We start from the raw sequence: 24595 nt of genomic DNA, 5'->3' as shown, positions 1-24595 counted from the left end.
CGGGCCCGGGTCAGCCCTGGTCGTCGTAGAAGAGGCGTTCCATCACGCCGCGGGCGCGGCGGGTCACGCGGCGGTAGTCGTCGAGGAGTTCGCCGCTGCTGCCGATCTCGTAGCCGAGGTAGCGGCCCACGGCGGCCCGCTCCCGCACCTCGGCGGGGAACGTGTCACCGGGGCGGCCGCGGACCAGCATGACGGCGTTGCGCAGCCGGGTCGCCAGCAGCCACGCCTCGTCCAGGATCTCCGCGTCCTCCGTCCCGATGAGCCCGGCCGCGTGCGCGGCGGCCAGGGCCTCGCGGGTGCGGGTGGTGCGCAGGCCCGGCTCCGCCCAGGCGTGCCGGAGCTGGATCAGCTGGACGGTCCACTCGACGTCGGAGAGCCCGCCCCGGCCGAGCTTGGCGTGGGTGGTGCGGTCGGCGCCGCGCGGCATCCGCTCCTTCTCCATCCGGGCCTTGAGCCGCCGGATCTCGCGGACGGCGTGCTCGTCCGGGCCCTCCACCGGGTAGCGGAGCGGGTCGATCAGTTCGGTGAACCGCTCCCCCAGCCCGGCGTCGCCCGCGACCGGTGCCGCGCGGAGCAGCGCCTGGCTCTCCCACGGCTGCCCCCAGCGCCGGTAGTAGGCGGCGTACGAGGAGAGGCTGCGCACCAGCGGGCCGGTCTTGCCCTCCGGGCGCAGATCGGCGTCGATGAGCAGCGGCGGGTCGGCGGAGGGGAGCTGGAGCAGCCGGCGCATCTCGTTGGCGACGGCGAAGGCGGCGCGGGCGGCCTCCTCCTCGGCCACGCCCTCGCGCGGCTCGTGGACGAAGAGGACGTCGGCGTCGGAGCCGTAGTTGAGCTCCTGGCCGCCGAAGCGGCCCATGCCGATGACGGCGAAGCGGGTCGGCAGGGTGTCGCCCCACTGGGCGCGGACGGCGGCGCGCAGCGCACCGGCGACAGTGGCGGCGTTGAGGTCGGTGAGGGCGGTGCCGACCCGGCCGACGGCGCCGCCGGGGTCGTGCTGGGCGGGGCTCTCCTCGGTGCCGTACGCGCCGATGAGGTCGGCCGCGGCGGTGCGGAACATCTCGCGGCGGCGCACCCCGCGGGCGGCGGTGACCGCCTGTTCGGGGCCGTCGGCGCGGTTGACCGCGGCCAGCACCTCCTGCTCCAGGGCGGCGCGGCCGCGCGGGCGCAGCCCGTCGGGGGCGCCGAGCAGGGCGACGGCCTCCGGGGCGCGCATCAGCAGATCGGGGGCGAGCCGGCCGCCGGAGAGGACCCGGGCGAGGTTCTCGGCGGCGGCGCCCTCGTCGCGCAGCAGCCGCAGGTACCAGGGGGTGCCGCCGAGGGCGTCGGAGACCTTGCGGAAGTTGAGGAGCCCGGCGTCGGGGTCGGCCGAGTCGGCGAACCAGCCGAGCAGCACCGGCAGCAGGGTGCGCTGGATGGCGGCCTTGCGGCTGACACCGGAGGCCAGCGCCTCCAGATGGCGCAGGGCGGCGGCGGGGTCGGCATAGCCGAGAGCCACCAGGCGTTCCCGGGCCGCCGTCGTACTGAGCCGCACCGCGCCGGGCTCCAGCTGCGCGACGGCGTCCAGCAGCGGCCGGTAGAACAGCTTCTCGTGCAGCCGGCGCACCTCGCGGCTGTGCCGCTTCCACTCCCGGCGGAGCGTCACCACCGGCTCCGTACCGCGGTCCCACCGGAAGGCGGCGGCCAGGGAGCGGCCGAGGCGGCGGAGATCGGCCTCGTCCTCGGGGACGAGGTGGGTGCGGCGCAGCCGGTGGAGCTGGATGCGGTGCTCCATCGCCCGGAGGAAGCGGTACGCCTCGTCGAGGGCGGCGGCGTCCGCCCGGCCCACGTAGCCGCCCTCGGCGAGCGCGGCCAGCGCCTCCAGGGTGGAGCCGCTGCGCAGGCCGGTGTCGGCGCGGCCGTGGACGAGTTGCAGCAGCTGGACGGCGAACTCGACGTCGCGCAGGCCGCCGGGGCCGAGTTTGAGCTCGCGGTCGATCTGCGCGGCGGGGATGTTCTCGACCACGCGGCGGCGCATCTGCTGCACGTCGGCGACGAAGTTCTCCCGCTCGGCGGCCTGCCAGACCATGGGGGCGACGGCGTCGCAGTACTCCCGGCCGAGAGCGGCGTCCCCGGCGACCGGGCGTGCCTTGAGCAGGGCCTGGAACTCCCAGGTCTTGGCCCAGCGCTGGTAGTAGGCGAGGTGGCTGGAGAGAGTACGGACCAGGGGCCCGTTGCGGCCCTCGGGGCGGAGGTTGGCGTCGACGGGCCAGATGGTGCCCTCGGCGGTGGTGTCGGAGCAGAGCCGCATCAGATGCGAGGCGAGCCGGGTGGCGGCGCGCAGGGCCTCCGTCTCCTCCTCGGCGGACGCCCGGTCGTCGGCGGCCCCGCCCACGAAGATCACGTCCACGTCGGAGACGTAGTTGAGCTCCTGGCCGCCGCACTTGCCCATGGCGATGACGGACAGCCGGCAGACGGCCGCGTCGTCGGGGGCGGCGGCCTCGGCGATGCGGAGGGCGGCGCGCAGGGTGGCGGTGGCGAGGTCCGCGAGCTCGGCGGCGGCCTCGGCGACGTCGATGGTGCCGCAGACGTCGCGGGCCGCGATGGTGAGGAGGGAGCGGCGGTAGGCGGCGCGGAGGCTGTCGGCGTCCTCGGCGCCGGCCAGATCGTGCTCGAACTCGGCCAGCCCGGGGTGGAGATCGCCGGGTTCGTACGTGACGAGGGTCTGCCAGTCGAGCGGGTGCCGCACCAGGTGGTCGCCGAGCGCCTCGGAGGCGCCGAGGACGCGCAGCAGGCGGTCGCGGAACGGCTTGGCGGTGACCAGGGTGTCGAGCAGCGCCCGGGTCCGCGGGCCGGGCGCGGGGGCGCGGGCCGCCGGGGGCGGGTCGGCGGCCGGGGACGGTTCCGGAGCCGCAGCCGGGGACGGTTCCGGAGCCGGATGCCCGCCCGGTTGCGTACCGGGGGTGCCCGCCGGGAGCGTTGCGGAGCCTGCGTCCGGGGCCGTGCCGGGGCTCTTGTCCGGGACCGTGGCGGAACCCTCCTCCGGGGCCGCGCCGGGGGCGGGGGCGGGCCCGGCCCCCGGAGCGCCCGTACCGGGCGGGACGGGCGTGCCGGACGCGGCCGGTGGTCCGGCCGGGGCCGGTGGTCCGGCAGGGGCCTCCAGCGCGTCCCGTGCGTCGCGCGCGGCCAGCGACTCGGCCAGGCGGACCAGGGCGCGCAGGGCGAGATCGGGGTCGGCGGTGGCGCCGAGGGCGTCGAGCAGAAGCGGGTCGTGCCGCACACCGGCGAGTTCGGGCGCGTTCAGCAGCCGCTCGGCCACGGCCGGGTCGGTGAACCCGTTCCGCACCAGCCGTCCGAATGTGCTGTCCCGCCGCCCCTGCTGCACGCTGCGCCACCCGTCCTTCACCCACGGCCCACCCGCCGTGGCCGGCCCGGCGACCAGGCCCGGACCCCTGACCGGCCCGCCTGGTTGATCGTCCCGAGCCTATCCGCCCCCGCCCACACCCGGTACGCCGACAGCCGGGCGGCCGCCCGGATCCGTGGCACAGGAGGGGCGGGCCGGCCGCCGCCCGTTGCGTGCGAGCGATCACCGGGTGACGGCTGACGGCCGGGCGCCGCACCGCCGGGAAACGGCTGCGCCGTCCGGCGGCGGCCGCCCGGAGCACGCCACCTCACCGCGCACACCGGGCGGTGACGCGCGTCACTTCCAGGCCTCCCGTGCCGCGGACCGGCACCGCCCGGTCGGCACAGGAGAGCGAACCGGCGTCGCCCCGGTCCCCGTGAGCGCCGCCCGCCCCACCGAAGAGGAGACGTAGATGAACTCCGATCCGTCGCTCGCGAAGGTCTCCTTCGTTCTGCTGATCCTGCTCATCGCTGCCCTGGTGACATACCTGGCCTGGCTCGAACCGACGTTCGGGGTGGCGTTGCTGGTCGGTATCGGCGCCGGCGCCTTTCTCCTCCAGGCCCTGCGCTGACCAGCCCGGTCCGCTGCCTCAGGGGCCGGCGTGCGGACACCGCGCCGGCCCCGGAACCGTCTCCCCCGGCGGCAACCTCCCCGCAGCGACGGAAAGTTACGGGGCCCGGCCGCCCCGTCCCGGGCTTCCCCGTCGGCATAACCACCGAGAGGCGCCGCGGGAGCACCTCCACGACAGCAGGAAGGGAACACCCATGAGCAACGCACCAATGACGTGCGGGAGGGACGACGGCGGCGAGCCGTCGTCCCCGTCCCCCCGCTCGAAGGTGCCGCAGCCGGACGACCGGCGGGATGGCGTCCCCGCTCCGCGCCGGAGGCTCACCGGGGAGAAGGTCGCCGAAATCCAGCGGCTGCGGCCGCACATGGAGCGGCTGATCCTCGGCAAGGGGATGGGCCGGGTCCGGGAGGACCTGCTCCAGGAGGCCGTGCTGCGGCTCGTCCGCCGCTGGTCGGACCCCGAGTTCGCGATCGACCGCGACGACGGCGGCCGGGCCTTCGCGACGACCGTGACGCTCGGCGTCATCGCCGACGCCTGCCGGGCGTACGACCGGGACCGCTCCTTCCCCTCGGACACCCTCCCCGAGAGCGCGCACACCGACCCGGAGACCGACGAGTACCTCCGTATCCGGGCCGTGGAATCGGTGCTGGAGAAGGCCCTCCCGGAGAAGAGCGGTCTGCGCGAGGTCGCCCACCTGTGGATCGTCGTCGGCCTCGGCCAGACCGAGATCGGCCGGGCCCTCCGCATCGACCGCAAGACGGTGAAGCGCCGCACGGACAGGATCCGCGCCCACCTCGCCCCCCACCGGCAGACCATCCACGACGAGCTCGGATTCAGTGACTAGCACTCTTCTCGGGATCACGGGCCGGACGGGCCTGCCGGCAACGGCGGCCCGTGATCCCAGGTTGGGTCCTAGCGGCCGTACGGAGCACGCGGGAGGACGTCCGGAGCGGTCCGGGCCCGGAACCCGCTCACAGATCGAGGAGGTAGAGGTATCGACATGTCAGACATCCGCGGTCTTCTCCACGGACAGGTGGAGAGGAGTCAGGATCGGCTGCTGGAGCTGTACGGGGAGATGACGCCCCGTGCCTGGGACGCACTGCTCGACCGCGTCGAACAGCAGCTCGACGACGAGGAGTCCGCGCAGGCGGGCGGTACGGAGAAGGACGCCGGCGGGAACGGCGCCGGTGGCGGGGACGACCGGACCGGCGTTGCCGGACCGGGCCGGGGCGCCAGGGGGGCGCTCCGGACCGGTCCGGGGCTCGGTCTGGTCGCCCTCGTCGTGGCAGCCGTCGCGGCTGCCGTGCCGCCCGGACCGGCAGTGATCCGGACCACCGTCTTCATGGTGTACGGGGCGCTCGCCGCCCTCCTGGTGTGCGGGCACCTGTGGGGCACCCGCCAAGGGGCCCGTGCCCTGGCGGGCCGGCCCGGCGAACCCGTCGTCCGCTTCCCGGCACAGCCGCCACCGGAAGCGGCACGGTTCGCCTGACCGGGCGCCACGCGGCAGCGCTGGGCCGGCAGCTCACGGGGGTAACTGCCGGCCCGGGCCCGTCGCCACGGCACCGGGGCCTCCGGACAACGAAAGAACGGGGAACGGGGAACGGCTCCGGGCCGACGGTTCGACACCGCCGGCCCGGACCACCGCACGCGGCGGGGCCGCGTCACACGGCCGTTGCTTACAGCACCGGCAGCATCTTCCGAAGCTCGAAGGCCGTGACCTCGCTGCGGTACTCCTCCCACTCCTGCTTCTTGTTGCGCAAGAAGAAGTCGAAGACGTGCTCGCCGAGGGTCTCCGCCACGAGTTCGCTCCGCTCCATCAGGTCGATGGCCTCGCCCAGGTTCTGCGGCAGCGGTTCGATGCCCATGGCGCGGCGCTCGGAGTCGGAGAGCGCCCAGACGTCGTCCTCGGCGCCGGCCGGGAGTTCGTGGCCCTCCTCGATGCCCTTGAGGCCCGCCGCCAGCAGCACGGCGTAGGTGAGGTACGGGTTGGCGCCGGAGTCGATGGAGCGGACCTCGACGCGGGTGGAGCCGGTCTTGCCCGGCTTGTACATCGGGACCCGGATGAGCGCCGAGCGGTTGTTGTGGCCCCAGCAGATGTACGAGGGGGCCTCGCCGCCCGCGCCGGCCGTGCGCTGCGAGCCGCCCCAGATGCGCTTGTAGGAGTTGACCCACTGGTTGGTGACGGCGGAGATCTCCGCGGAGTGCTTGAGCAGGCCCGCGATGAAGGACCGGCCGACCTTGGAGAGCTGGTACTCGGCGCCGGACTCGTGGAAGGCGTTGCGGTCACCCTCGAAGAGGGAGAGGTGGGTGTGCATGCCGGAGCCCGGGTACTCCGAGAACGGCTTGGGCATGAAGGTGGCCTGGACGCCCTGTTCCAGCGCCACCTGCTTCATGATCAGCCGGAAGGTCATGATGTTGTCGGCGGTGGAGAGCGCGTCGGCGTAGCGGAGGTCGATCTCCTGCTGGCCGGGGGCGCCCTCGTGGTGGGAGAACTCCACCGAGATGCCCATGGATTCGAGCATGGTGATGGCCTGGCGGCGGAAGTCCATGCCGACGTTCTGCGGGGTGTGGTCGAAGTAGCCGGAGCTGTCGGCGGGGACGGGGCGGGTGCCGTCCACCGGCTTGTTCTTCAGCAGGTAGAACTCGATCTCGGGGTGGGTGTAGAAGGTGAAGCCCAGGTCCGAGGTCTTGGCGAGGATGCGCTTGAGGACGTAGCGCGGGTCGGCGAAGGAGGGGGAGCCGTCCGGCATCAGGATGTCGCAGAACATGCGGGCGGTGCCGGGGGCCTCGGCACGCCAGGGCAGGATCTGGAAGGTCGACGGATCGGGCTTGGCGATCATGTCGGACTCGTACACCCGGGCGAAGCCCTCGATGGCCGAGCCGTCGAAGCCGATGCCCTCGTCGAACGCCTGCTCAAGCTCGGCGGGCGCGACGGCGACGGACTTCAGAAATCCGAGCACGTCGGTGAACCACAACCGCACGAACCGGATGTCGCGCTCCTCCAGCGTACGGAGCACGAACTCCTGCTGCTTGTCCATCTCTCTCCTTGCGTGGGGATTCCCGGCCGTGGGAGGCCGGGAGGGAACGCGTCCTCCGCCCTGGGAGCCACGAGCAGCGTAGTACGCCGCGGCCCCGCCCTCGGGCAGCGGTCGGGGCCCGGCCGCCGTACGGCTCCGCGGAGCGGGGCGGAAGGGCCGTCCCGTTGCCGGATGGAGGCGTCACACGAGCCATCCTCGCAGGTCGGATACCGTTTCACGAGTCTCCTGCGCGTCTCCTGCGCGACGGCTCGAACACCAGTATCGCAACCGGGGATTACCAGGGGGTTTCGCGGTCTCACCGCACCCCCGAGCAGCCCGGTGAGGCCGGGCCCCGCGTCCGGCGGGAAGCGGCCTGCGGAGAGCGGACTGCGGAGAGCGTCCGGCGGCTCCCCCGGCCCGGGGCCCGTGCTGCGGGTACGGCCCCGGCCCCCGGCACACCGGCAGCCCGCCGATGGGGGATGTCGGCGGGCTGCCGGCCTCATGGTGGCTCGGGGATGAGGCGGTACGGGGCGTACCGGGACGGCGTCCCGGCGGGCGCTCCCGCGAGTACCCGGAAGCCCGAGAGCTCCCGGGGGACAGGGATCAGTGGAAGCTGTGCTCCGCCGCCGGGTACGCGCCGCCGACGACGTCCTCGGCGAACGCCCTGGCCGCGCCGCCCAGCGCCTCGCGCAGCTGCGCGTACTGCTTGACGAACCGCGGGACCCGGCCGGACGTCATACCGGCCATGTCCGTCCACACCAGGACCTGCGCGTCGCACTCGGCGCCGGCCCCGATGCCGACGGTGGGGATGTGCAGGGAGCGGGTGACCTCGGCGGCGAGTTCGGCCGGCACCAGTTCGAGGACGACCGCGAAGGCGCCCGCGTTCTGCACCGCCTTGGCGTCGCGCAGGAGCTGCTGCGCCGCCTCCTCGCCGCGGCCCTGGACCGGGTAGCCGCCGTAGGCGTTGACGGACTGCGGGGTGAGGCCGATGTGCGCCATGACGGGGATGCCGGACTGGACCAGCAGCTCGATCTGGTCGGCCGAGCGCTCGCCTCCCTCCAGCTTCACCGCACCCACGCCGGCCTCCTTGACCAGCCGGGTCGCGCTGCGCAGCGCCTGGACGGCGCCCTCCTGGTAGGAGCCGAACGGCAGGTCGCCGACGATCAGCGCCCGCTTGGTGCCGCGGACGACGGCGGCGGAGAGCAGGGTGATCTCGTCCATGGTCACCGGCACGGTGGACTCGTAGCCGAGGTGGCAGTTGCCCATCGAGTCGCCGACGAGCATGACGGGGATGCCGGACTCGTCGAACACGGAGGCCGTCATGGCGTCGTAGGCCGTGAGCATGGGCCACTTCTCGCCGCGCTGCTTGGCGGCGGCGATGTCGCGGACGGTGATGCGCCGGTTTCCCGTGCCTCCGTACAGCGTCTTCCCGCTGTCGGCCGCGGGCTGCTTCGGGGCAGGCGCAGGCGGAACGTGCGTCATGGCTTCGGCTCCTTGTCGTCTCGAGGCGCCCTGACGGCGTCCCCGGATCACCCCCCATGGTGGCACCGGCCGGGCGATCCGGAAAGTGGTGTGCCCCACACCCCCGCGCCGCCGGGCCCGAGGCCCGGGGCTCCCCCGCCCGGACGCCGGCGGCGGGCAGGGCGCGGACCGGCGCCGGATGTCCTGTTTCCGTCACAGCGGCGGGGGCACCGGTACGGTCCGGAACCCCGCGCGAGGCCCCGGGCGTCCCCGTAGCGGAAGGCCGCCGCGCACGGCGGGCAGGGAAAGGCGATCCCCTAGGGTGCGTACGCGGGGACCAGCGCGGCGAGGCACGAAGGGCAGCACATGGCGCAGGCGTATATGACGGATTCGGGACCCGGCGGCCCGGACACCGGTCGGACCGGTTCCCGGGCCCGGCGTCTGGCCGCCGCGCGGTTCGGCCCGGGCACCTGGCGGCGCGGCGTCCTGCTGGCGGTCTGCTCCGTGGTGATCGCGCTGCTGATGGTCTTCCACTCCCGGGTGCCCAACCGCGTCGGCAACCTGGGCAGTCTGCTGGAGACCTTCCTGCCCTGGCTCGGGCTGGCGCTGCCGGTGCTGCTCGTCCTGGGTCTGCTGCGGCGCTCGGCGACGGCGCTGGTCGCGCTGGTGCTGCCGCTGGCCGTCTGGCTCAACCTCTTCGGCGAACTCGTCACCGGCAAGGCGGGCTCCGGCGGCGGGCTGACCGTGGTCACGCACAACGTCAACGCCGACAACCCCGATCCGGCGGGCACCGCGCGGGACATCGCCGGATCGGGTGCCGACGTGGTCGCGCTGCAGGAGCTGAAGCAGGGGACCGTGCCGGCGTACGAGAAGGGGCTGGCCGCGGAGTACCCGCACCACAAGGTGGAGGGCACGGTCGGGCTCTGGAGCAAGTACCCGCTGTCGGACGTCCGCGGTGTCGACATCGAGATGGGCTGGACCCGGGCGCTGCGCTCCACCGTCGGCACCCCGGACGGGCCGGTCGCCGTCTACGTGGCGCACCTGCCGTCGGTGCGGGTGAAGCTGAACGCCGGGTTCACCGCCGGGCAGCGGGACAACAGCGCGGAGGCCCTGGGCATCGCCATCCGGGACGAGCCGCTGGAGCGGGTGGTCCTGCTGGGCGATCTGAACGGCACGATGAACGACCGCGCGCTGTCGCCGGTCACCTCGCAGATGCGGTCCACGCAGGGTGCGGCGGGCGACGGCTTCGGGTTCAGCTGGCCCGCGTCGTTCCCGATGGCGCGGATCGACCAAATCATAGTGCGCGGGGTGGAGCCGGTCTCGTCCTGGTCGCTGCCGAGGACGGCCAGCGACCATCTGCCGGTCGCCGCGTCCGTGGACTTCTGACGCCGCCGCCGCGGAGCGCGTACGGCGGCGGCCCCCGCACCCGGGCGGCGGGGGCGGGGGCCGCGGTGGCGCTCCCGGCGGGTGGTCCGCCGCGGCCCCCGCCCCGGGCGGCGGTCCGCCCCGGGCTCAGCCCGTCTCCTCCCGCCAGCGGTTGGTGATCGGCAGCCGCCGGTCCTTGCCGAAGCCCTTGGCGGAGATCTTCGTGCCCGGCGGGTACTGGCGCCGCTTGTACTCCGCCGCGTCCACCATCCGCAGCACCCGGGCGACCAGCCCGGCCTCGAAGCCCGCCGCGACGATCTCCTCCCGGCCCTGGTCCCGGTCCACGTAGAGCTCCAGGATCCGGTCGAGGAGGTCGTAGTCCGGGAGGGAGTCGGTGTCCACCTGGCCGGGGCGCAGCTCGGCGCTGGGCGGCTTGGTGATCGAGTTCTCCGGGATCGGCGGGGTCTGGCCGCGCTCCTCGGCGGCCCGGTTGCGCCAGCGCGCGAGGCGGAACACCGAGGTCTTGTAGACGTCCTTGATCGGGCCGTAGGCGCCGACCGAGTCGCCGTAGAGGGTGGAGTAGCCGCAGGCCAGCTCGGACTTGTTGCCGGGCGCCAGCACGATGTGGCCCTCCTGGTTGGAGAGCGCCATCAGCAGGGTGCCACGCAGCCGGGCCTGGAGGTTCTCCTCGGCGAGGCCGGTGAGGCCCAGCGACTCCATATAGGCGTCGAACATGGGGCCGATCGGGACGGTGCGGAAGTTGAGCCCCGTGCGCTCCGCCAGATCGGCCGCGTCGCCCTTGGAGTGCTCGGAGGAGTAGCGGGAGGGCATCGAGACGCCGTGGACGTTGGCGGCGCCGAGGGCGTCGCAGGCGATGGCGGCGACGAGCGCGGAGTCGATACCGCCGGAGAGGCCGAGGATGACGCTGCTGAAGCCGTTCTTGGCGACGTAGGCGCGCAGGCCGACGACGAGGGCCGAGTAGACCTCCTCGTCGTCGTCGAGGCGGTCGGCGTAGCCGGAGGTCAGTTCGGCCTCGTAGGGCGGCAGCGGCTCCTCGCTGATGACCACGTGCTCCACCCGGAGCCCGTCCCCGGCGGTGCCGGAGGGGATCTCGCCCGCGGCGGGCAGGTCGAGGTCGACCAGCACGCAGCCCTCGGAGAACTGCGGGGCGCGGACGATCACTTCGCCGCGGGCGTCCACCACGATCGAGTCGCCGTCGAACACCAGGTCGTCCTGGCCGCCGATCATCGCCAGATAGGCGGTGGTGCAGCCGGCCTCCTGGGCGCGCTTGCGGACCAGCTCCAGCCGGGTGTCGTCCTTCTCCCGCTCGTACGGGGAGGCGTTGATGGAGAGCAGCAGGCCGGCGCCGGCCGCGCGGGCGGCGGGGACCCGGCCGCCGTCCTGCCAGAGGTCCTCGCAGATGGCGAGGGCCACGTCGATGCCGTGCACGCGGACGACCGGCAGGGTCTCGCCGGGCACGAAGTAGCGGAACTCGTCGAAGACGCCGTAGTTGGGAAGGTGGTGCTTGGCGTAGGTCAGCGCGATCCCGCCGCGGTGCAGCACGGCGGCGGCGTTGCGCGGGGCGCCGGCGGGCTGCCCGTAGCGCGGCTGCGGGTGCTCGGAACGGTCCAGATAACCGACGACGACGGGCACCTCGCCCAGCCCCTCGGCCTCCAGCCGGGCCGCGAGCGAGACGAGGGCGGCGCGGCTGGCCTCGACGAACGAGCGGCGCAGCGCCAGGTCCTCGACGGGGTAGCCGGTCAGCGCCATCTCCGGGAACGCCACGAGATGGGCGCCCTGCTCGACGGAGTGCCGGGTCCAGTTGAGGACCGACTCGGCGTTCCCGGCGAGGTCGCCGACGGTCGAGTCGATCTGATTCAGTGCGAGGCGAAGTTGGGGCACGGCCGCCAGTCTAGTCACGGTAATCGTCTCTCTGACGCGATACGGGGCGGAGAGGCGCGCTCCGCACCCCTCCCGGCCGCCGTCTACCCGGCCGGCGCCGTTCGAGACGGCGCCGGACCCGCGTGGTTCCCCCGCCGGCGGGGCGGGGAGGTCAGCCCGTGGTGTGCTGCGCCGCCGCGCGCTGGGCCCGGTTCTTGCGGAAGTGGAACCAGGCCATGTTGGAGGAGACGCCCGCCATCATGACCCAGAGGACGCCCAGCCAGCTCCCCTCGACGAAGGAGACCACCGCCGCGGCGGTGGCGAGCAGGCAGACGGCGAGCGAGAAGAGGGCGAGGCGGGGCATGGCGGTCGGCTCCTCGGAGAGCGGGTGCGACGAACCCGGCCATTGTCCCCCACGTCCCTCCGCCGCCGTCCTCCCCACCCCCTGGCGGCCGGAACCCGGCCGGCGTGGACCACGGCCGGCGGACCACGGCCGGAGCCCCGAACGGGCCGTGGCGGCGGCCGGACTCAGACGTCTGTGATCCGCAGCCCGGCGTGGGCCTTGTACCGGCGGTTCACGGAGATCAGGTTGGCCACGAGCGACTCCACCTGGTGGGCGTTGCGCAGCCGGCCGGCGAAGACGCCGCGCATCCCCGGGATGCGGGCGGCCAGGGCCTGGACGGTCTCGCAGTCGGCGCGCACCTCGCCCAGCACCATCACATCGGTGTCGATCTTCTCGACCGCCGGGTCCTGGAGGAGGACGGCGGAGAGGTGGTGGAAGGCCGCGGTGACCCGGGACTCCGGGAGCAGCGCGGCGGCCTGCTCGGCCGCGCTGCCCTCCTCGGGCTTGAGGGCGTAGGCGCCCTTTTTGTCGAAGCCGAGCGGGTTGACGCAGTCCACGACGAGCTTGCCCGCGAGGTCGTCGCGGAGGGCCGTGAGGGTCGCGGCGTGACCGTCCCACGGCACCGCGACGATCACGATGTCACTGCGGCGGGCGCACTCGGCGTTGGCCGCCCCCTCGACGCCGTGGCCGAGCTCACGGGCCGCGGTCTCCGCACGCTCGGCGGCCCGCGAGCCGATGATCACCTTCTGCCCCGCCCGGGCCAGCCGGTAGGCGAGTCCGCGGCCCTGGTCCCCGGTGCCGCCAAGGACGCCGACCACCAGGCCGGATACGTCGGGGAGCTCCCAGGGGTCCTTGGCCGGGGCCTTCTGCGCTGCGTCGGTGGAGTTCATGACAGCGATACTGTCACACCCGGCCCGGCGCTTCGACACCTCCGGCGCCTCTCCCGCACCCGGACAGAGTGCCCCGGGAGACCGCCTCCGGGAAGACCGCCGCCCGGCGCCGGGAGCCGTCCGGCCGGGCGGGTCCCGCGGTCCGCACCGCTCCGCTCCCGTCCGGGGGAACTTCGCCCGACCGGCGGGCGCCGGACTCCGCGGCTGGTACAGGATGCGCGCATGGACGCCGTACGAGTGGCCCTGCTGCGCGACGTGCTCGCCGGGACGGCCTGGCTGGACGCCACCCGGTGGTTCGCCGGGGCGCTGCGCCGCTCCGTCGATCCGCGCGGCGGCGGACTGCTGCTGGTGGGGAGCGCGGAGTACGAGCCCTGGCATCTGGCCGCCCACCTGGACGACGAGGCGGCACGGGCCGGACTCCCGCAGCTCTCCCCCACGCTGGTGCGGCACCGGGTGCGGCCGGGGGCGCCCGCGCATCTGGCGGTCGGGCCGGCCCGGCTGGAGGCGGTGCGGCGGGGCGAGACCCTGCTGGTCGTCACCCCGGACGAGCCGGGCGAACACCTGCTGGAACGGGTGCGCGGCGCCCGCCGCGCCGGGGCGACCGTCCTGGCCCTCGACGGCGGCGACCGGGATCTGCGGTCGCTGGCGCACGAGACGCTGACCACGCCGGGGGCGGGGCCGGCGCCGGCCGGGGTGCTCGGCCTGGACACCGTGCAGCATCTGGTGAGCGCGGCGGCCGGGGAGACCGGGCTGCCCGGGCCGCGCGGCCGGCGCCGCTTCCGGGACCGGCTCTCCCGGCTGGCGGAGGGGCTGATGACCCCGCCGCCGGCCGGCTGGTAGCACGGGCGCCGAGGGCCCGGCCCGATGCGCCGGCTTCTTCTGCCGGCCCGCCGGCACCGGGCGGCCCCGGCTCAGCCCCGGCCGCCGCCCGGACCGTTCTCCGTCCCGTCCCGGTCGTGCCAGCGGGGGTCGGTCTCCCATTCGGTGTTGCGCTCCGCGGCCGTCTCCATCGCGTGCTCGGCCTCGGGCCGGCTCGCGTACGGGCCCATGCGGTCCTTGGCCGGGCACTCGGGCCCCTCCTCGACCTTCCCGTGCTTGAGGCAGTAGTACCACTCGCCCGCCTTGCCGGCCGGACGGTTCCTGCTGAACAGCGCCATCGAAGGGCTCCTCTCCTCGCGGCCGCTCCCGGCCGCCGGGGCGGCCTTCCGGCCGCTCTGCCGCTCATGTTGCCCGAGCGGCCGCGGATACACTCGCCGCATGTCTGGCCAGTCGCTGCTTGTCCCCGGGACGCTGTCCCCCCGCCGTTCCGTACCCGCCTCCATCCCGCGCCCCGAGTACGTGGGCAGGGACGCCCCCACCCCGTACACGGGGTCCGAGGTGCAGGACGCCGAAACGATCGAGCGCATGCGGATCGCCGGGCGCATCGCCGCCCGCGCGATGGAAGAGGCCGCGCAGCTCATCGCGCCCGGTGTCACCACCGACGAACTGGACCGCGTGGCGCACGAGTACATGTGCGACCACGGCGCCTACCCCTCGACCCTCGGCTACCGGGGCTACCCCAAGTCGCTCTGCGCGTCCGTCAACGAGGTCATCTGCCACGGCATCCCCGACTCGACCGTGCTCCGCGACGGGGACATCGTCAATCTCGACGTCACCGCCTACATCGGCGGGGTGCACGGCGACAACAACGCCACCTACCTCTGCGGGGACGTGGACGAGGAGTCCCGGCTGCTGGTGGAGCGGACCCGGGAGGCGCTGAACCGGGCGGTCAAGGCGGTCCGGCCCGGCCGGCAGATCAACGTCGTCGGGCGGGTCATCGAGTCGTACGCCAAGCGCTTCGGCTACGGCGTGGTCCGGGACTTCACCGGGCACGGCATCAACAGCTCCTTCCACTCCGGCCTGATCGTCCCGCACTACGACAGCCCGCACGCGACCACGGTGATCAAGCCGGGGATGACCTTCACCATCGAGCCGATGCTGACGCTGGGCACCCACGAGTACGACATGTGGGAGGACGGCTGGACCGTGGTCACCAAGGACCGGAAGCGGACGGCCCAGTTCGAGCACACCCTCGTGGTGACCGAGTCCGGCGCGGAGATCCTGACGCTGCCCTGAACCGCCGACCGACGACTGCCGACCGCCGACCGCCGACCGCCGACCGCCCGGAGCGTGCCGGGCGGGCGGCAGGTCGGCCGGAAGTGGCCGCGGGCCGGCGGGCGGACTTCCCGACAGCCTGTCGGGAAGCTGTAGACTCGGGCCGCGGGCCGGCGGTGAGCGGGCCCGGAGCAGACCCGAGCAGACGCCAGCCGGCGCCCGCGCCTCCGCCGCAACCTTGCGGAGAGCGTGGCGGCGCACCGACCCGCCCGCACCGGTCCCCCGGAGGCCCGCCATGGACGCCCCCAGCAGCACGCCGTTCTCGACCCTGATCCGCACCGCGTCGCACGCGCAGCACACCGAGGCCGAGAACTCCGCCTTCATCGGTGACATGCTCGCCGGCCGGCTGGGCGTGGAGGCGTACGCGCTCTACACGGAGCAGTTGTGGTTCGTCTACCGCGCGCTGGAGGAGCAGGCGGACGCCCTCGCCGGCGACCCGGTTGCAGGACCGTTTCTCCGCACGGAGCTGCGGCGGGTCCCCGAGCTCGAACGTGATCTCGACCACCTCAGGGGCCCCGGCCGCCGCGCCGCCGCGGAACCACTGCCCGCCACCGCGGCCTACGCCGCGCGGATCACCGAGGTCGCGCGGGAGTGGCCCGCGGGCTATGTGGCCCACCACTACACCCGCTACCTCGGCGACCTCAGCGGCGGCCAGATCATCCGCTCCACCGCGGAGAAGACCTGGGGCTTCGCACGCAAGGGCGACGGCGTGCGGTTCTACGTCTTCGAGGGGATCGGCAACCCTGCCGCCTTCAAGCGGGAGTACCGCGAACTGCTCGACGCCCTGCCGGTGGACGACGCCGAGAAGGAGCGCGTCGTGGACGAGTGCCGGCGCGCCTTCGCCCTGAACACGGCGCTCTTCCGGGAGCTCGGCGACCACTTCGCGCGGCGCGTGGAGGACCCGCTCAGCGCGTGAGCCCCCGCCTCGGCCCCGCGCCGGGGACCGTACCGGCACGCCACCCGCCCCGGCGCCGCCCGCCGCGCCGCCGGCGGGCACGCGCTTCCGAAATCCGCGTTCCTATACCATCTCCGGCGCCGTGACGGCAGCGCAGGGTGGGTCTTCGCGCCAAGAAGTGAATTTCGGGGATATCCCCGAGCAAAGTTCTTCAAACAGCAGCGGACGTACAGACGTTTGCCATACGGTCAGACGTACGTAGGCGCGTGGCCTTTGGGGAAGGGTACGCGCGCCGTCACGGTCGCGCTGTGCCAGGGGGGTTCATGCGGCATATCGGTATGTCCAAGGCCAGATCGGTGACGGCCTCCGGCGTCCGCGGAGGGGGGTCACCACACCGCCGGCGCAGTGGCAAGGCGCGGTGGTATTTACCCGCGGCGCTGGCCACCGACATCCTGGGGGTCGCGCTTCCCGTGGCCTTCGTCTTCGCCGGTACGGGGCAACCGCATCCCGTACCGGCGGCTCTCGTCGGGGCGGCTCTGTGGACCGTGGTCCGCGCCGCCCGCCACCGCTACGGCTCCGACGCCCTCGGCGAATCGCGCGGCGTCATCCCGGCACTCCACGACTGGCTGACGCTGCTGGGCCTGCTGGCGGTGGTCCGGATCGCGGCCGGCGAGACGTCCGATCCCGTGACGGCCCTGTCGGCCCTCTCCTTCGCCCCGCTGCTGTCGGCTCTCTGCGGCAAGGTCACCCACCGGCATCTGACGCGGCAGCGCCGCTCCGCGCAGTCGGTGCACCGGGTGCTGGTGATCGGCGAACCCGCCGCCGCGGACGAGGTGGTGGAGCGGCTCGCCTCCCGTACCGACCACGCCTATGTGGTGACCGGGGTGGTTCCGGTCGGCAGCGCCCAGCTGACGTCCGGGGTGCCCGCCCCGGCCCGCATCGGCTCCGCGCCGCCCGCGCGGGGCGAGCAGGACTGGGTCCCGGTGCTGGGCGCGGCCGAGCAGCTGGCCGCGGATCTGGTGCTGGTCGTGCCCGGCCCGCGGATCAGCGGTGAGCGGCTGCGCCGGCTGTCCTGGGCGCTGCACGACTCGGGGCTGCCGCTGGCCCTGGCGCCGGGGCTGACGGACGTGGCGCCGCGGCGCCTGCGGACCAGCACGGTCGCCGGGCTGCCCCTGCTGCACGTCGCCCCGCCGCACCGCCAGGGCCCGCAGACGGCGCTCAAGGCGGCGCTGGACCGGACGGGCGCGGCGCTCGGCCTGCTGCTGCTCGCACCGGTGTACGGGCTGCTGGCGCTGGTGATACGGCTGGACTCCCCGGGCCCGGTGCTGCACCGGCAGACCCGGACCGGCCTGGACGGCAAGCCGTTCACCATGTGGAAGTTCCGCACCATGGTGGTCGACGCCGAGCAGCGGCGGGCGGAGCTGGCCGCCGCCAACGAGCAGGACGGCCCGCTGTTCAAGATGCGCCGCGACCCCCGGGTGACCCGGGTGGGCCGGTGGCTGCGGCGCAGTTCGCTGGACGAGCTGCCACAGCTGGCCAACGTCCTGCGCGGCGAGATGTCGCTGGTCGGACCGCGTCCGCCGCTGCCCGACGAGGTGGCGCAGTACGACGAGGTGGCGATGCGGCGGCTGGCGGTCAAGCCGGGGCTCACCGGGCTCTGGCAGATCAGCGGCCGGTCCGACCTCTCCTGGGACGAGAGCGTGGCGCTGGATCTGCGCTACGCCGACAACTGGTGCCTCCGCGGGGACCTGGACCTGCTGGCCCGTACGTTCCGCGCCGTCGTCGACGGACGCGGAGCGTACTGAGCGGAGTGGTGCCGAGGTGCGAGCAGTGAGCGGCCCGCCGGGCCGTGGCCGCCGGGGAGACCGGGGATCAGGCCGCGGCGCCGGCGCGCCAGCCGGCGTAGACGGCCGCGATGCCGTCGCGGAGCGGGACGCGCGGCTTCCAGCCGAGGGCGGAGATGCGGGAGATGTCGAGCAGCTTGCGCGGGGTGCCGTCGGGCCTGCCGGCGTCGAAGGCGATCCGGCCCGGGTAACCGGTCACCTCCCGTACGGTCTCGGCGAGTTCGCGGATCGTCAGGTCCTCGCCGCAGCCGACGTTCACGGGGTCGTCGCCGTCGTAGGAGCGCAGCAGCACCGCGCAGGCGGCGGCGAGGTCGTCCACGTGCAGGAACTCCCTGCGCGGGGTGCCCGTGCCCCAGAGGGTGACCTCGGGGGCGCCGCTCTCCTTCGCCTCGTGGAAGCGGCGGATGAGGGCGGGCAGGACGTGCGAGGTCTCCAGGTCGAAGTTGTCGCCGGGGCCGTAGAGGTTGGTCGGCATGGCGGAGATGTAGGAGGCCCCGTACTGCCGCCGGTAGGCCCGGACCTGGGTGATGCCGGCGATCTTGGCGAGGGCGTACGGCTCGTTGGTCGGCTCCAGCGGACCGGTGAGCAGGGCGTCCTCCCGGATCGGCTGCGGGGCGAGTTTCGGATAGATGCAGGAGGAGCCGAGGAAGAGCAGCCGGCCGGTCCCGGCCGCGTGGGCGCCGGCGATGACGCTGAGCTGGATGCGGAGGTTGTCCTCCAGGAACTGCACCGGATAGGTGCTGTTGGCCATGATGCCGCCCACCTTGGCGGCGGCCAGCACCACGGCGTCCGGCCGGACGTCGCGCAGGAAGCTCTCGGTGCGCGCGGCGTCGCGCAGATCGAGTTCGTCCCGGCCGCGGGTGACGACTTCGTGGCCGTCGGCCGTGAGGCGGCGGGTGACCGCCGATCCGACCAGGCCGCGGTGGCCGGCCACGAATATCCGGGCCGTTTCCGGCAGCAGTTGATGCGTCGTCTGGGTCATGTCCCGGATTCTGCCAGGGCATTCCGCGCGTAGCACACCAAACCGGGAAACACCGAGAACCACGGAGCCACGGACCGCACGCCACGCACCACGTATCGCAGGACCGCAGCACCGCAGCACCGCAGGCAGGGGAACGGCGGAAGGCCCGTCCGGCCCCGCGCCGACCACGGGGGCCGTACCGCCGTACGGCCCCGTCCCGAGGGGGGAACGACCGATGAACACGAACGACACCACGCAGCCCGGGGGCAGAACCGCGCTGATCACCGGCGTCACCGGGCAGGACGGCTCCTATCTGGCCGAACTGCTGCTGTCGAAGGGCTATACCGTCCACGGCCTGATCCGCCGGTCCTCGTCGTTCAACACCGAACGCCTGGACCACATCTACCAGGGCCCGCAGGAGCCGGGCCGCACCCTCGTCCTGCACCACGCGGACCTCTCGGACGGGGTGGCGCTCGTCAACCTCCTCCGCGATCTGCGGCCGGACGAGGTCTACAACCTGGGCGCGCAGTCCCACGTCCGGGTCTCCTTCGACGCCCCGCTCTACACCGGCGACGTGACGGGCATGGGCTCCCTGCGGCTGCTGGAGGCGATCCGCGCCAGCGGGATCGACACCCGCATCTACCAGGCCTCGTCCTCGGAGATGTTCGGCTCCGCCCCGCCGCCGCAGAACGAGCGGACACCGTTCCACCCGCGCAGCCCCTACGGCTGCGCCAAGGTCTTCGGCTACTGGGCCACCGTCAACTACCGGGAGGCGTACGGCCTCTACGCGGTCAACGGCATCCTCTTCAACCACGAGTCCCCGCGCCGCGGCGAGACCTTCGTGACCCGCAAGATCACCCGCGCGGTGGCCCGGATCAAGGCGGGCCTGCAGGACCGGCTCTACCTCGGCAATCTCGACGCGGTGCGGGACTGGGGCTATGCCCCGGAGTACGTCGAGGCGATGTGGCGGATGCTCCAGCGCGACGAGCCGGACGACTACGTGGTGGCCACCGGGCAGGCCGGCAGCGTACGGGAGTTCACGGAGACGGCGTTCTCCGCCGCCGGTCTGGACTGGTCCGAGCACGTCCGCTTCGACCCCAAGTACGAACGCCCGAGCGAGGTCGACGCGCTCATCGGGGACGCCTCCAAGGCCGAATCGCTCCTCGGGTGGAAGGCCCGCGTGAGGTGGCCGGAACTCGCCCGGATCATGGTGGACGCCGACCGGGCCCAGCTGGAATCGGAGCTCTCCGGCGCCGCCGTGAGAATCGACCGGTGAATCGGCGGATGATGTGCCGGGCAGGGCGGGTAAATACAACGGCCAACAAACGGCAATGAGTTCGGCCGAAGTGGTGACCGGCGGAACGGCTACGGCCTACTCTCGCCAGCTAGAGGCGGCCGCTGGGCCGCGTTCGGGTAAAAGCACAGCCCGGGGGGGCACATGCGCACAGTGGGGGCCTATACGGCTGCCTTGTCCTTGGCGGCCGCATCGCTGACGGGACTGGGGACGGTGACGGCGGCGCCGGCCGCCGCCCTCACCCCGCCCGTCGGCATCACCGCCGACGATCTGCCGACCTGGCAGACGAACGGCATCGTCTGGGCGATGGCGGAGGCCGGCGGGGTGGTCTTCGCCGGCGGTACGTTCTCGGCCGTCAGACCGCCGGGCACGTCCGCCGGCAGCAGCCAGGAGCAGCAGGCGGTGAACTTCACCGCCCTCGACGCCGCGACCGGCGCGCCGACGGACTGCGAGCTGTCCTTCACGGTCGGCTCCGGCAGCGCGACCGTCCGGGCGCTGGCGGTGTCACCGGACGAGGAAACGCTCTACGCGGGTGGCTTCTTCGGCGCGGTCAACGGCGTCCCGGTCAGCAGCCTGGCCGCGATCGACATCGACACCTGCACTCCGCGGACCGACTTCAAGCCCTCGGTCAACGCCACCGTCCGGGCCCTGGCCGCCACGGACGGCGCCGTCTATCTGGGCGGCGACTTCCAGACCGTGGGCGGCCAGTCGCGGAGCCGCTTCGCCGCCGTCTCCACCGGCGGTGACGTCCTGCCCTGGCGGGCCGACGCGGACGAGCCCGGCCGGGCCGTCGAGGTGACCCCCGACGGCGAAACGGTTGTGCTCGGCGGCGACTTCTTCACCGTCAACGATGAGAATTCGCACGCGCTGGCGGCCGTGGACGCCTCCACCGGCGCGGTCGAGAAGAGCTACCCGCTCGGCTTCTTCCCGCAGACATCCGTGGTGAAGGACATCTTCGCGGACGCCTCGGGCGTCTACTCGGCCAGCGAGGGCAGCGGCGGCGGCGTCTTCGACGGGCGCGTCGCCTACGATCTCGGCACCCTGGACCAGCGCTGGCGGGACACCTGCCTGGGCGCCACCCAGTCCGTCCAGACCCACCAGGACGTCCTCTACAGCGGCTCGCACGCGCACGACTGCAGCAGCATGGGCGCCTTCCCCAACCAGGAGCGCTACCACCTGCTGGCCCAGTCGGTGAACGATCCGGAACTGCTCGGCTGGTTCCCGGACACCAACGACGGCCTCGGCGAGATGATCGGGCCGCGCACCATGGCCGTCTCCTCGGCCGGCGGCCGGGACTTCCTCTGGGTCGGCGGCGAGTTCACCACCGTCAACGGCGACGGCCAGCAGGGCCTGACGCGCTTCGCCGACAGCCCCGACACGGGCGCGCCGCCGGTGCCGCAGACCGAGGCGTCGAGCACTGCGCCGGGTTCGGTCACGGTCCGCTGGCAGCCGAGCGTCGACCTCGACGACAGCGAGCTGACCTACCGCGTGTACCGCAACGGCTCCTCCACACCGGTGCACACCGTCAGCGCCTCCTCCAAGCCGTGGTCGCAGCCGCAGCTGACGTTCACCGACACCGACGTCACCCCGGGTGCCACCTACACCTACCGGGTCAGTGCGAGCGACGGCACCAACACCAGCTCCCTCTCGCCCCCGCGGTCGGTCACCCCGGCCCTCGCCCCCGAGGCGTACGCGGAGAAGGTGCGCGCCGACGGCGCCGAGCTGTACTGGCGCTACGACGAGCCGTCCGGCACCTTCGCCGCCGACGCCTCCGGCACGCAGAGCGCCGGTATCCACCGCGGCGGCCCGGCCCGCGCCGTCACCCCGGGCGCCGTCCCCGGCACCGGCACGGCCGTCGGCCACGACGGCGTCGACTCGTACACCTACAGCGACAAGCGGCGGCCCCGGCCGGACGCCTACTCCATCGAGACCTGGTTCAAGACGGACACCACGGCCGGCGGCATGCTCGCCGGTTTCGGTGACCGGATCCTGCAGAACAGCTCCCGGCACGACAAGCACGTCTACATGACCGACTCCGGCCGGCTGATCTTCGGCGTCACCAGCGGCTGGACGCGCACCATCACCACCCCGGGCTCGTACAACGACGGCGAGTGGCACCACGTCGTCGCCACCCAGGGCAGCAACGGGATGCGCCTCTACGTGGACGGACAGCTGCGGGCCAGCAACCTGCTGGTCGTCAGCAGCCGGGACTTCGAGGGCTACTGGCGCTTCGGCGGCGACAATCTGCGCGGCTTCCCGAGCCGCCCGAGCAGCGACTACTTCGCCGGGCAGCTGGACGAGTCCGCCGTGTACCCGGGCGTGCTCAGCTCCGCGCAGGTCGAGGAGCACCACGAGCTGGGCACGGCGCCCTCGGACACCGTGACCGCGGTGCAGCCGGTGGCCGACACCTACGTCAACCAGCAGGCGGCGAGCACCAATTACGGCGGCACCGGGCAGCTCGCGGTGCGCGGCTCCACGGCGTACGAGGCGTATCTGCGCTTCCCGCTGCCGGAGGCGCCGGCGGGCCAGGTGCTCAAGGCGGCCGCGCTGCGGGTGCAGCTGACCTCGGACTCGTTCGCCGGTTCCGGGGACCCGGCCCGGATCGTCCCCGTCACCGGCGCGTGGACCGAGACCGGCACGACCTACACCGGCCGGCCCGGGCTGTCCTCGACCGTCCTGGGCACACTGACCGGGGCCAGCACCCCGCAGGGCACCTACTCCACCCTGCTGGACACGGCCGAACTGGCCTCCCGGCTCGGCCAGGACCTGGACATCGCCCTGACGGGTGACGGCACCGACAGCCTGTGGCTCTCCTCCCGGGAGGCCCCGGGGACCGCCGGTGACCCCACCCTGCTGCTGACCTTCGGGGCACCGTGAAGCGCCACGGTGCCCGCCGCGGCGCGGCCGTCACGCTGGTGACGGCCGCCGCCGTGCTGCTGGCGGGCTGCGGCGGAGGGGACGGTGGCAGCGGCGCCGGGGACGGCCGGAACGGCAAGGACGGCAGGGCCGGCAAGGAGGAGCGCTCCGGCGCGGCCGCCGGCCCGTCGGCGCCGGCGGAGGACTCCAAGGGCCCGGACGCGGGCGGCGTACCGTCCGGCCCCAAGGAGCCGGTGTCGGAACTCACCCCCGTCACGGGGTCGTTCAGCAAGAAGGAGAAGAAGTACCTGGCCGGTCGGGTGCCCAGGGGGCAGGACCCGGCGGCCGTCCTGGAGGGCGGGCAGGAGGCCTGCGACCGTCTGGCGTTCCTGGAGCGGCGGAACGAGGACATGGCGGTCAGCGCGCTGATCCTCGGCGAGATCCGGGGCGCCCGCGACGCCGTCACCCACCTCTGCCCGCGGCGGATGCCGCTGGTGGAGGCCGCCGACCGGGGCTTCCCCGACGGCGAGTTCACGGTCGGCGAGCGGCGGAAGGCGGGGAGCACCATCGTCCCCGGCCGCTACCGGTCCCCCGGCCCGGGCCCGTCCGGCGCGGACGCCGGCGGTGACGGCGGCGGCGGCGAGGAGTGCGTCTGGCGGATCACCGGGGCCGGCGGCAAGAAGCTGGACTCCGGCTCCGGCCGGTCCCAGGGCGGGGACATCGAGATCACCATCCCGGCGGCGGCCCGCGGCTTCAGTTCCGCGGGCTGCCACAGCTGGCTGAACCCAGGAGGCACAGGGTGAGCGCCAAACTCCCCATCGTCGTGGCGATTCCGACCAAGAACGAGGCGGAGAACATCGCCGCCGCCGTCGGTTCCGTCATGGGCCACTTCGAGGCGGTGGTCGTGGTCGACTCGGACAGTACCGACGACACCCGCAAGATCGCCTCCGGACTCGGCGCGGAGATCGTGCCGTACGAGTGGGACGGCAAGTACCCCAAGAAGAAGCAGTGGTGCCTCGACCACGTCCGCCCGGAGATCCCCTGGATGCTCTTCCTGGACGGGGACGAGACGCCGAGCCCGGCGCTGCTGGCGGAGCTGCGGCAGGTCTTCTCCGAGCCGGTGGCGGAGGCGGCCTTCGACATCCCGCTGGGCTACTGGTTCGCCGGGCAGCGGCTGCGGCACGGCTACACCATCGTCAAGCGGGCCCTGATGGACCGCAACCGCTGCTACTTCCCCGTGCTCGGCGATCTCGACGCGCCGGGCATGGGCGAGCAGGAGGGCCACTACCAGCCGATCGCGGAGTCGGTGCGGCGGCTGCGCTCCCCCATCGAGCACGAGGACCTGGACCCGGTCCGCACCTGGTTCGACCGGCACAACCGGTACTCCGACTGGGAGGCGTGGCTGGAACTCCACCCGGAGGTGCGGGAGGAGATCCGGCTGGCCAAGACCCGGCAGGGGCAGCTCTTCCACAAGGCGCCGTTCAAACCGCTGGTGTCGTTCGGCTACGCCTACTTCTACAAGCTCGGCTTCCTCGACGGGCGGGCCGGTCTGGACTACGCCCTGGCGATGAGCTTCTACCGGTGGCAGATCGGGCTCAAGACGCGGGAGGGCCGGCGCACGGGCCGGACCGGCTGAGCGTCCGGCGCTCCCCCGCGTTCCCCTCCGGACGGCCGGAGGGGAACGCGG

At 73.6% G+C, this 24595-nt stretch carries 20 protein-coding genes; 12 read left to right on the top strand and 8 right to left on the bottom strand.

Features of this window, described 5'->3' with window-relative positions; all coding sequences use genetic code 11:
- Positions 1–10: 10 nt before the first annotated feature.
- Entirely contained in the window at positions 11–3361 is a 3351-nt protein-coding gene (locus LIX60_RS23895) for a bifunctional [glutamine synthetase] adenylyltransferase/[glutamine synthetase]-adenylyl-L-tyrosine phosphorylase (RefSeq protein WP_374117990.1), read from the bottom strand.
- Positions 3362–3791: 430 nt separating this feature from the next.
- Between LIX60_RS23895 and LIX60_RS23890 the strand changes: the two genes are divergently transcribed.
- The 3 genes from LIX60_RS23890 to LIX60_RS23880 all read left to right on the top strand — a co-directional run bounded on the left by LIX60_RS23890 (position 3792) and on the right by LIX60_RS23880 (position 5436).
- On the top strand, positions 3792–3950 hold the full coding sequence (locus LIX60_RS23890) for a hypothetical protein (protein ID WP_227960435.1): 159 nt from the start codon (positions 3792–3794) through the stop codon (positions 3948–3950).
- A gap of 193 nt (positions 3951–4143) precedes the next feature.
- Positions 4144–4791: an RNA polymerase sigma factor gene (locus LIX60_RS23885; protein WP_227960433.1), complete on the top strand. Its 648-nt coding sequence runs from the start codon at positions 4144–4146 to the stop codon at positions 4789–4791.
- Positions 4792–4947: 156 nt separating this feature from the next.
- Positions 4948–5436, top strand: a complete 489-nt coding sequence (locus LIX60_RS23880; protein ID WP_227960431.1) for a hypothetical protein — start codon at positions 4948–4950, stop codon at positions 5434–5436.
- 187 nt (positions 5437–5623) lie between these two features.
- Here the strand turns inward: LIX60_RS23880 and glnA are convergent, their stop codons facing one another.
- Complete coding sequence (glnA, locus tag LIX60_RS23875; protein ID WP_125622841.1) at positions 5624–6985, bottom strand: type I glutamate--ammonia ligase; 1362 nt, start codon at positions 6983–6985, stop codon at positions 5624–5626.
- A 582-nt stretch (positions 6986–7567) separates the two neighbouring features.
- Positions 7568–8446, bottom strand: a complete 879-nt coding sequence (gene panB / locus LIX60_RS23870; RefSeq protein WP_043462091.1) for a 3-methyl-2-oxobutanoate hydroxymethyltransferase — start codon at positions 8444–8446, stop codon at positions 7568–7570.
- A gap of 345 nt (positions 8447–8791) precedes the next feature.
- Between panB and LIX60_RS23865 the strand changes: the two genes are divergently transcribed.
- The gene (locus LIX60_RS23865) at positions 8792–9811 is read left to right on the top strand and encodes an endonuclease/exonuclease/phosphatase family protein (RefSeq protein WP_227960429.1); all 1020 of its coding nucleotides are present in this window, start codon (positions 8792–8794) and stop codon (positions 9809–9811) included.
- 126 nt (positions 9812–9937) lie between these two features.
- Here the strand turns inward: LIX60_RS23865 and LIX60_RS23860 are convergent, their stop codons facing one another.
- From LIX60_RS23860 to npdG, 3 genes are all read right to left on the bottom strand, one after another.
- The gene (locus LIX60_RS23860) at positions 9938–11692 is read right to left on the bottom strand and encodes an NAD+ synthase (protein ID WP_227960427.1); all 1755 of its coding nucleotides are present in this window, start codon (positions 11690–11692) and stop codon (positions 9938–9940) included.
- Between the two features lie 151 nt (positions 11693–11843).
- The gene (locus LIX60_RS23855) at positions 11844–12035 is read right to left on the bottom strand and encodes a hypothetical protein (RefSeq protein WP_227960425.1); all 192 of its coding nucleotides are present in this window, start codon (positions 12033–12035) and stop codon (positions 11844–11846) included.
- A gap of 164 nt (positions 12036–12199) precedes the next feature.
- Positions 12200–12904, bottom strand: coding sequence for an NADPH-dependent F420 reductase (npdG, locus tag LIX60_RS23850; protein ID WP_043462082.1), 705 nt, complete (start codon positions 12902–12904; stop codon positions 12200–12202).
- 222 nt (positions 12905–13126) lie between these two features.
- Here npdG and LIX60_RS23845 point away from each other — a divergent pair, with 222 nt between their 5' ends.
- Positions 13127–13744 (top strand): hypothetical protein, encoded by a 618-nt coding sequence (locus LIX60_RS23845; RefSeq protein ID WP_227960423.1) that lies wholly within the window; start codon positions 13127–13129, stop codon positions 13742–13744.
- Between the two features lie 71 nt (positions 13745–13815).
- Here LIX60_RS23845 and LIX60_RS23840 read toward each other — a convergent pair whose 3' ends face one another.
- Positions 13816–14061, bottom strand: coding sequence for a hypothetical protein (locus LIX60_RS23840; RefSeq protein ID WP_043462077.1), 246 nt, complete (start codon positions 14059–14061; stop codon positions 13816–13818).
- A 100-nt stretch (positions 14062–14161) separates the two neighbouring features.
- On the opposite strand from LIX60_RS23840, the gene map reads away from it, so the two are divergent.
- The 3 genes from map (at position 14162) to LIX60_RS23825 (ending at position 17758) form a co-directional block, all read left to right on the top strand.
- Positions 14162–15019: a type I methionyl aminopeptidase gene (gene map / locus LIX60_RS23835; RefSeq protein ID WP_227960421.1), complete on the top strand. Its 858-nt coding sequence runs from the start codon at positions 14162–14164 to the stop codon at positions 15017–15019.
- Between the two features lie 274 nt (positions 15020–15293).
- Positions 15294–15974 (top strand): heme oxygenase (biliverdin-producing), encoded by a 681-nt coding sequence (locus LIX60_RS23830; RefSeq protein WP_227960419.1) that lies wholly within the window; start codon positions 15294–15296, stop codon positions 15972–15974.
- 302 nt (positions 15975–16276) lie between these two features.
- Entirely contained in the window at positions 16277–17758 is a 1482-nt protein-coding gene (locus LIX60_RS23825) for a sugar transferase (protein WP_227960417.1), read from the top strand.
- A gap of 67 nt (positions 17759–17825) precedes the next feature.
- On the opposite strand, the gene LIX60_RS23820 is transcribed toward LIX60_RS23825, so the two are convergent.
- Entirely contained in the window at positions 17826–18779 is a 954-nt protein-coding gene (locus LIX60_RS23820; RefSeq protein WP_227960415.1) for a GDP-L-fucose synthase, read from the bottom strand.
- Positions 18780–18993: 214 nt separating this feature from the next.
- On the opposite strand from LIX60_RS23820, the gene gmd reads away from it, so the two are divergent.
- The 4 genes from gmd to LIX60_RS23800 all read left to right on the top strand — a co-directional run bounded on the left by gmd (position 18994) and on the right by LIX60_RS23800 (position 24544).
- Positions 18994–20034: a GDP-mannose 4,6-dehydratase gene (gene gmd, locus LIX60_RS23815; RefSeq protein WP_227960413.1), complete on the top strand. Its 1041-nt coding sequence runs from the start codon at positions 18994–18996 to the stop codon at positions 20032–20034.
- Between the two features lie 162 nt (positions 20035–20196).
- Entirely contained in the window at positions 20197–22929 is a 2733-nt protein-coding gene (locus tag LIX60_RS23810; RefSeq protein WP_227960410.1) for a LamG-like jellyroll fold domain-containing protein, read from the top strand.
- Positions 22926–23711 carry a hypothetical protein gene (locus tag LIX60_RS23805; RefSeq protein ID WP_227960408.1) on the top strand — a complete coding sequence of 262 codons (786 nt, stop codon included), beginning with the start codon at positions 22926–22928 and terminating at the stop codon, positions 23709–23711. Before LIX60_RS23810 ends, LIX60_RS23805 begins: the two co-directional genes overlap by 4 nt.
- A complete protein-coding gene (locus LIX60_RS23800) occupies positions 23708–24544 on the top strand; it encodes a glycosyltransferase family 2 protein (RefSeq protein WP_019709339.1) in 837 nt (278 codons plus the stop codon). The genes LIX60_RS23805 and LIX60_RS23800 overlap by 4 nt, the downstream gene beginning before the upstream one ends.
- Positions 24545–24595 lie beyond the last annotated feature (51 nt).

Origin of the sequence: Streptomyces sp. S07_1.15 (assembly GCF_020739505.1) — a bacterium.
GTDB lineage: Bacteria > Actinomycetota > Actinomycetes > Streptomycetales > Streptomycetaceae > Streptomyces > Streptomyces xinghaiensis.
This window is presented reverse-complemented; position numbering and strand designations above follow the sequence as displayed.

Bases quoted from the DNA above. Each gene is read 5' to 3' on its own strand.
- LIX60_RS23890 (WP_227960435.1), top strand. From the start codon at position 3,792: ATGAACTCCGATCCGTCGCTCGCGAAGGTCTCCTTCGTTCTGCTGATC.
- LIX60_RS23885 (WP_227960433.1), top strand. From the start codon at position 4,144: ATGAGCAACGCACCAATGACGTGCGGGAGGGACGACGGCGGCGAGCCG.
- LIX60_RS23880 (WP_227960431.1), top strand. From the start codon at position 4,948: ATGTCAGACATCCGCGGTCTTCTCCACGGACAGGTGGAGAGGAGTCAG.
- glnA (WP_125622841.1), bottom strand. From the start codon at position 6,985: ATGGACAAGCAGCAGGAGTTCGTGCTCCGTACGCTGGAGGAGCGCGAC.
- panB (WP_043462091.1), bottom strand. From the start codon at position 8,446: ATGACGCACGTTCCGCCTGCGCCTGCCCCGAAGCAGCCCGCGGCCGAC.
- LIX60_RS23865 (WP_227960429.1), top strand. From the start codon at position 8,792: ATGGCGCAGGCGTATATGACGGATTCGGGACCCGGCGGCCCGGACACC.
- LIX60_RS23855 (WP_227960425.1), bottom strand. From the start codon at position 12,035: ATGCCCCGCCTCGCCCTCTTCTCGCTCGCCGTCTGCCTGCTCGCCACC.
- npdG (WP_043462082.1), bottom strand. From the start codon at position 12,904: ATGAACTCCACCGACGCAGCGCAGAAGGCCCCGGCCAAGGACCCCTGG.
- LIX60_RS23845 (WP_227960423.1), top strand. From the start codon at position 13,127: ATGGACGCCGTACGAGTGGCCCTGCTGCGCGACGTGCTCGCCGGGACG.
- LIX60_RS23840 (WP_043462077.1), bottom strand. From the start codon at position 14,061: ATGGCGCTGTTCAGCAGGAACCGTCCGGCCGGCAAGGCGGGCGAGTGG.
- map (WP_227960421.1), top strand. From the start codon at position 14,162: ATGTCTGGCCAGTCGCTGCTTGTCCCCGGGACGCTGTCCCCCCGCCGT.
- LIX60_RS23830 (WP_227960419.1), top strand. From the start codon at position 15,294: ATGGACGCCCCCAGCAGCACGCCGTTCTCGACCCTGATCCGCACCGCG.
- LIX60_RS23825 (WP_227960417.1), top strand. From the start codon at position 16,277: ATGCGGCATATCGGTATGTCCAAGGCCAGATCGGTGACGGCCTCCGGC.
- LIX60_RS23820 (WP_227960415.1), bottom strand. From the start codon at position 18,779: ATGACCCAGACGACGCATCAACTGCTGCCGGAAACGGCCCGGATATTC.
- gmd (WP_227960413.1), top strand. From the start codon at position 18,994: ATGAACACGAACGACACCACGCAGCCCGGGGGCAGAACCGCGCTGATC.
- LIX60_RS23810 (WP_227960410.1), top strand. From the start codon at position 20,197: ATGCGCACAGTGGGGGCCTATACGGCTGCCTTGTCCTTGGCGGCCGCA.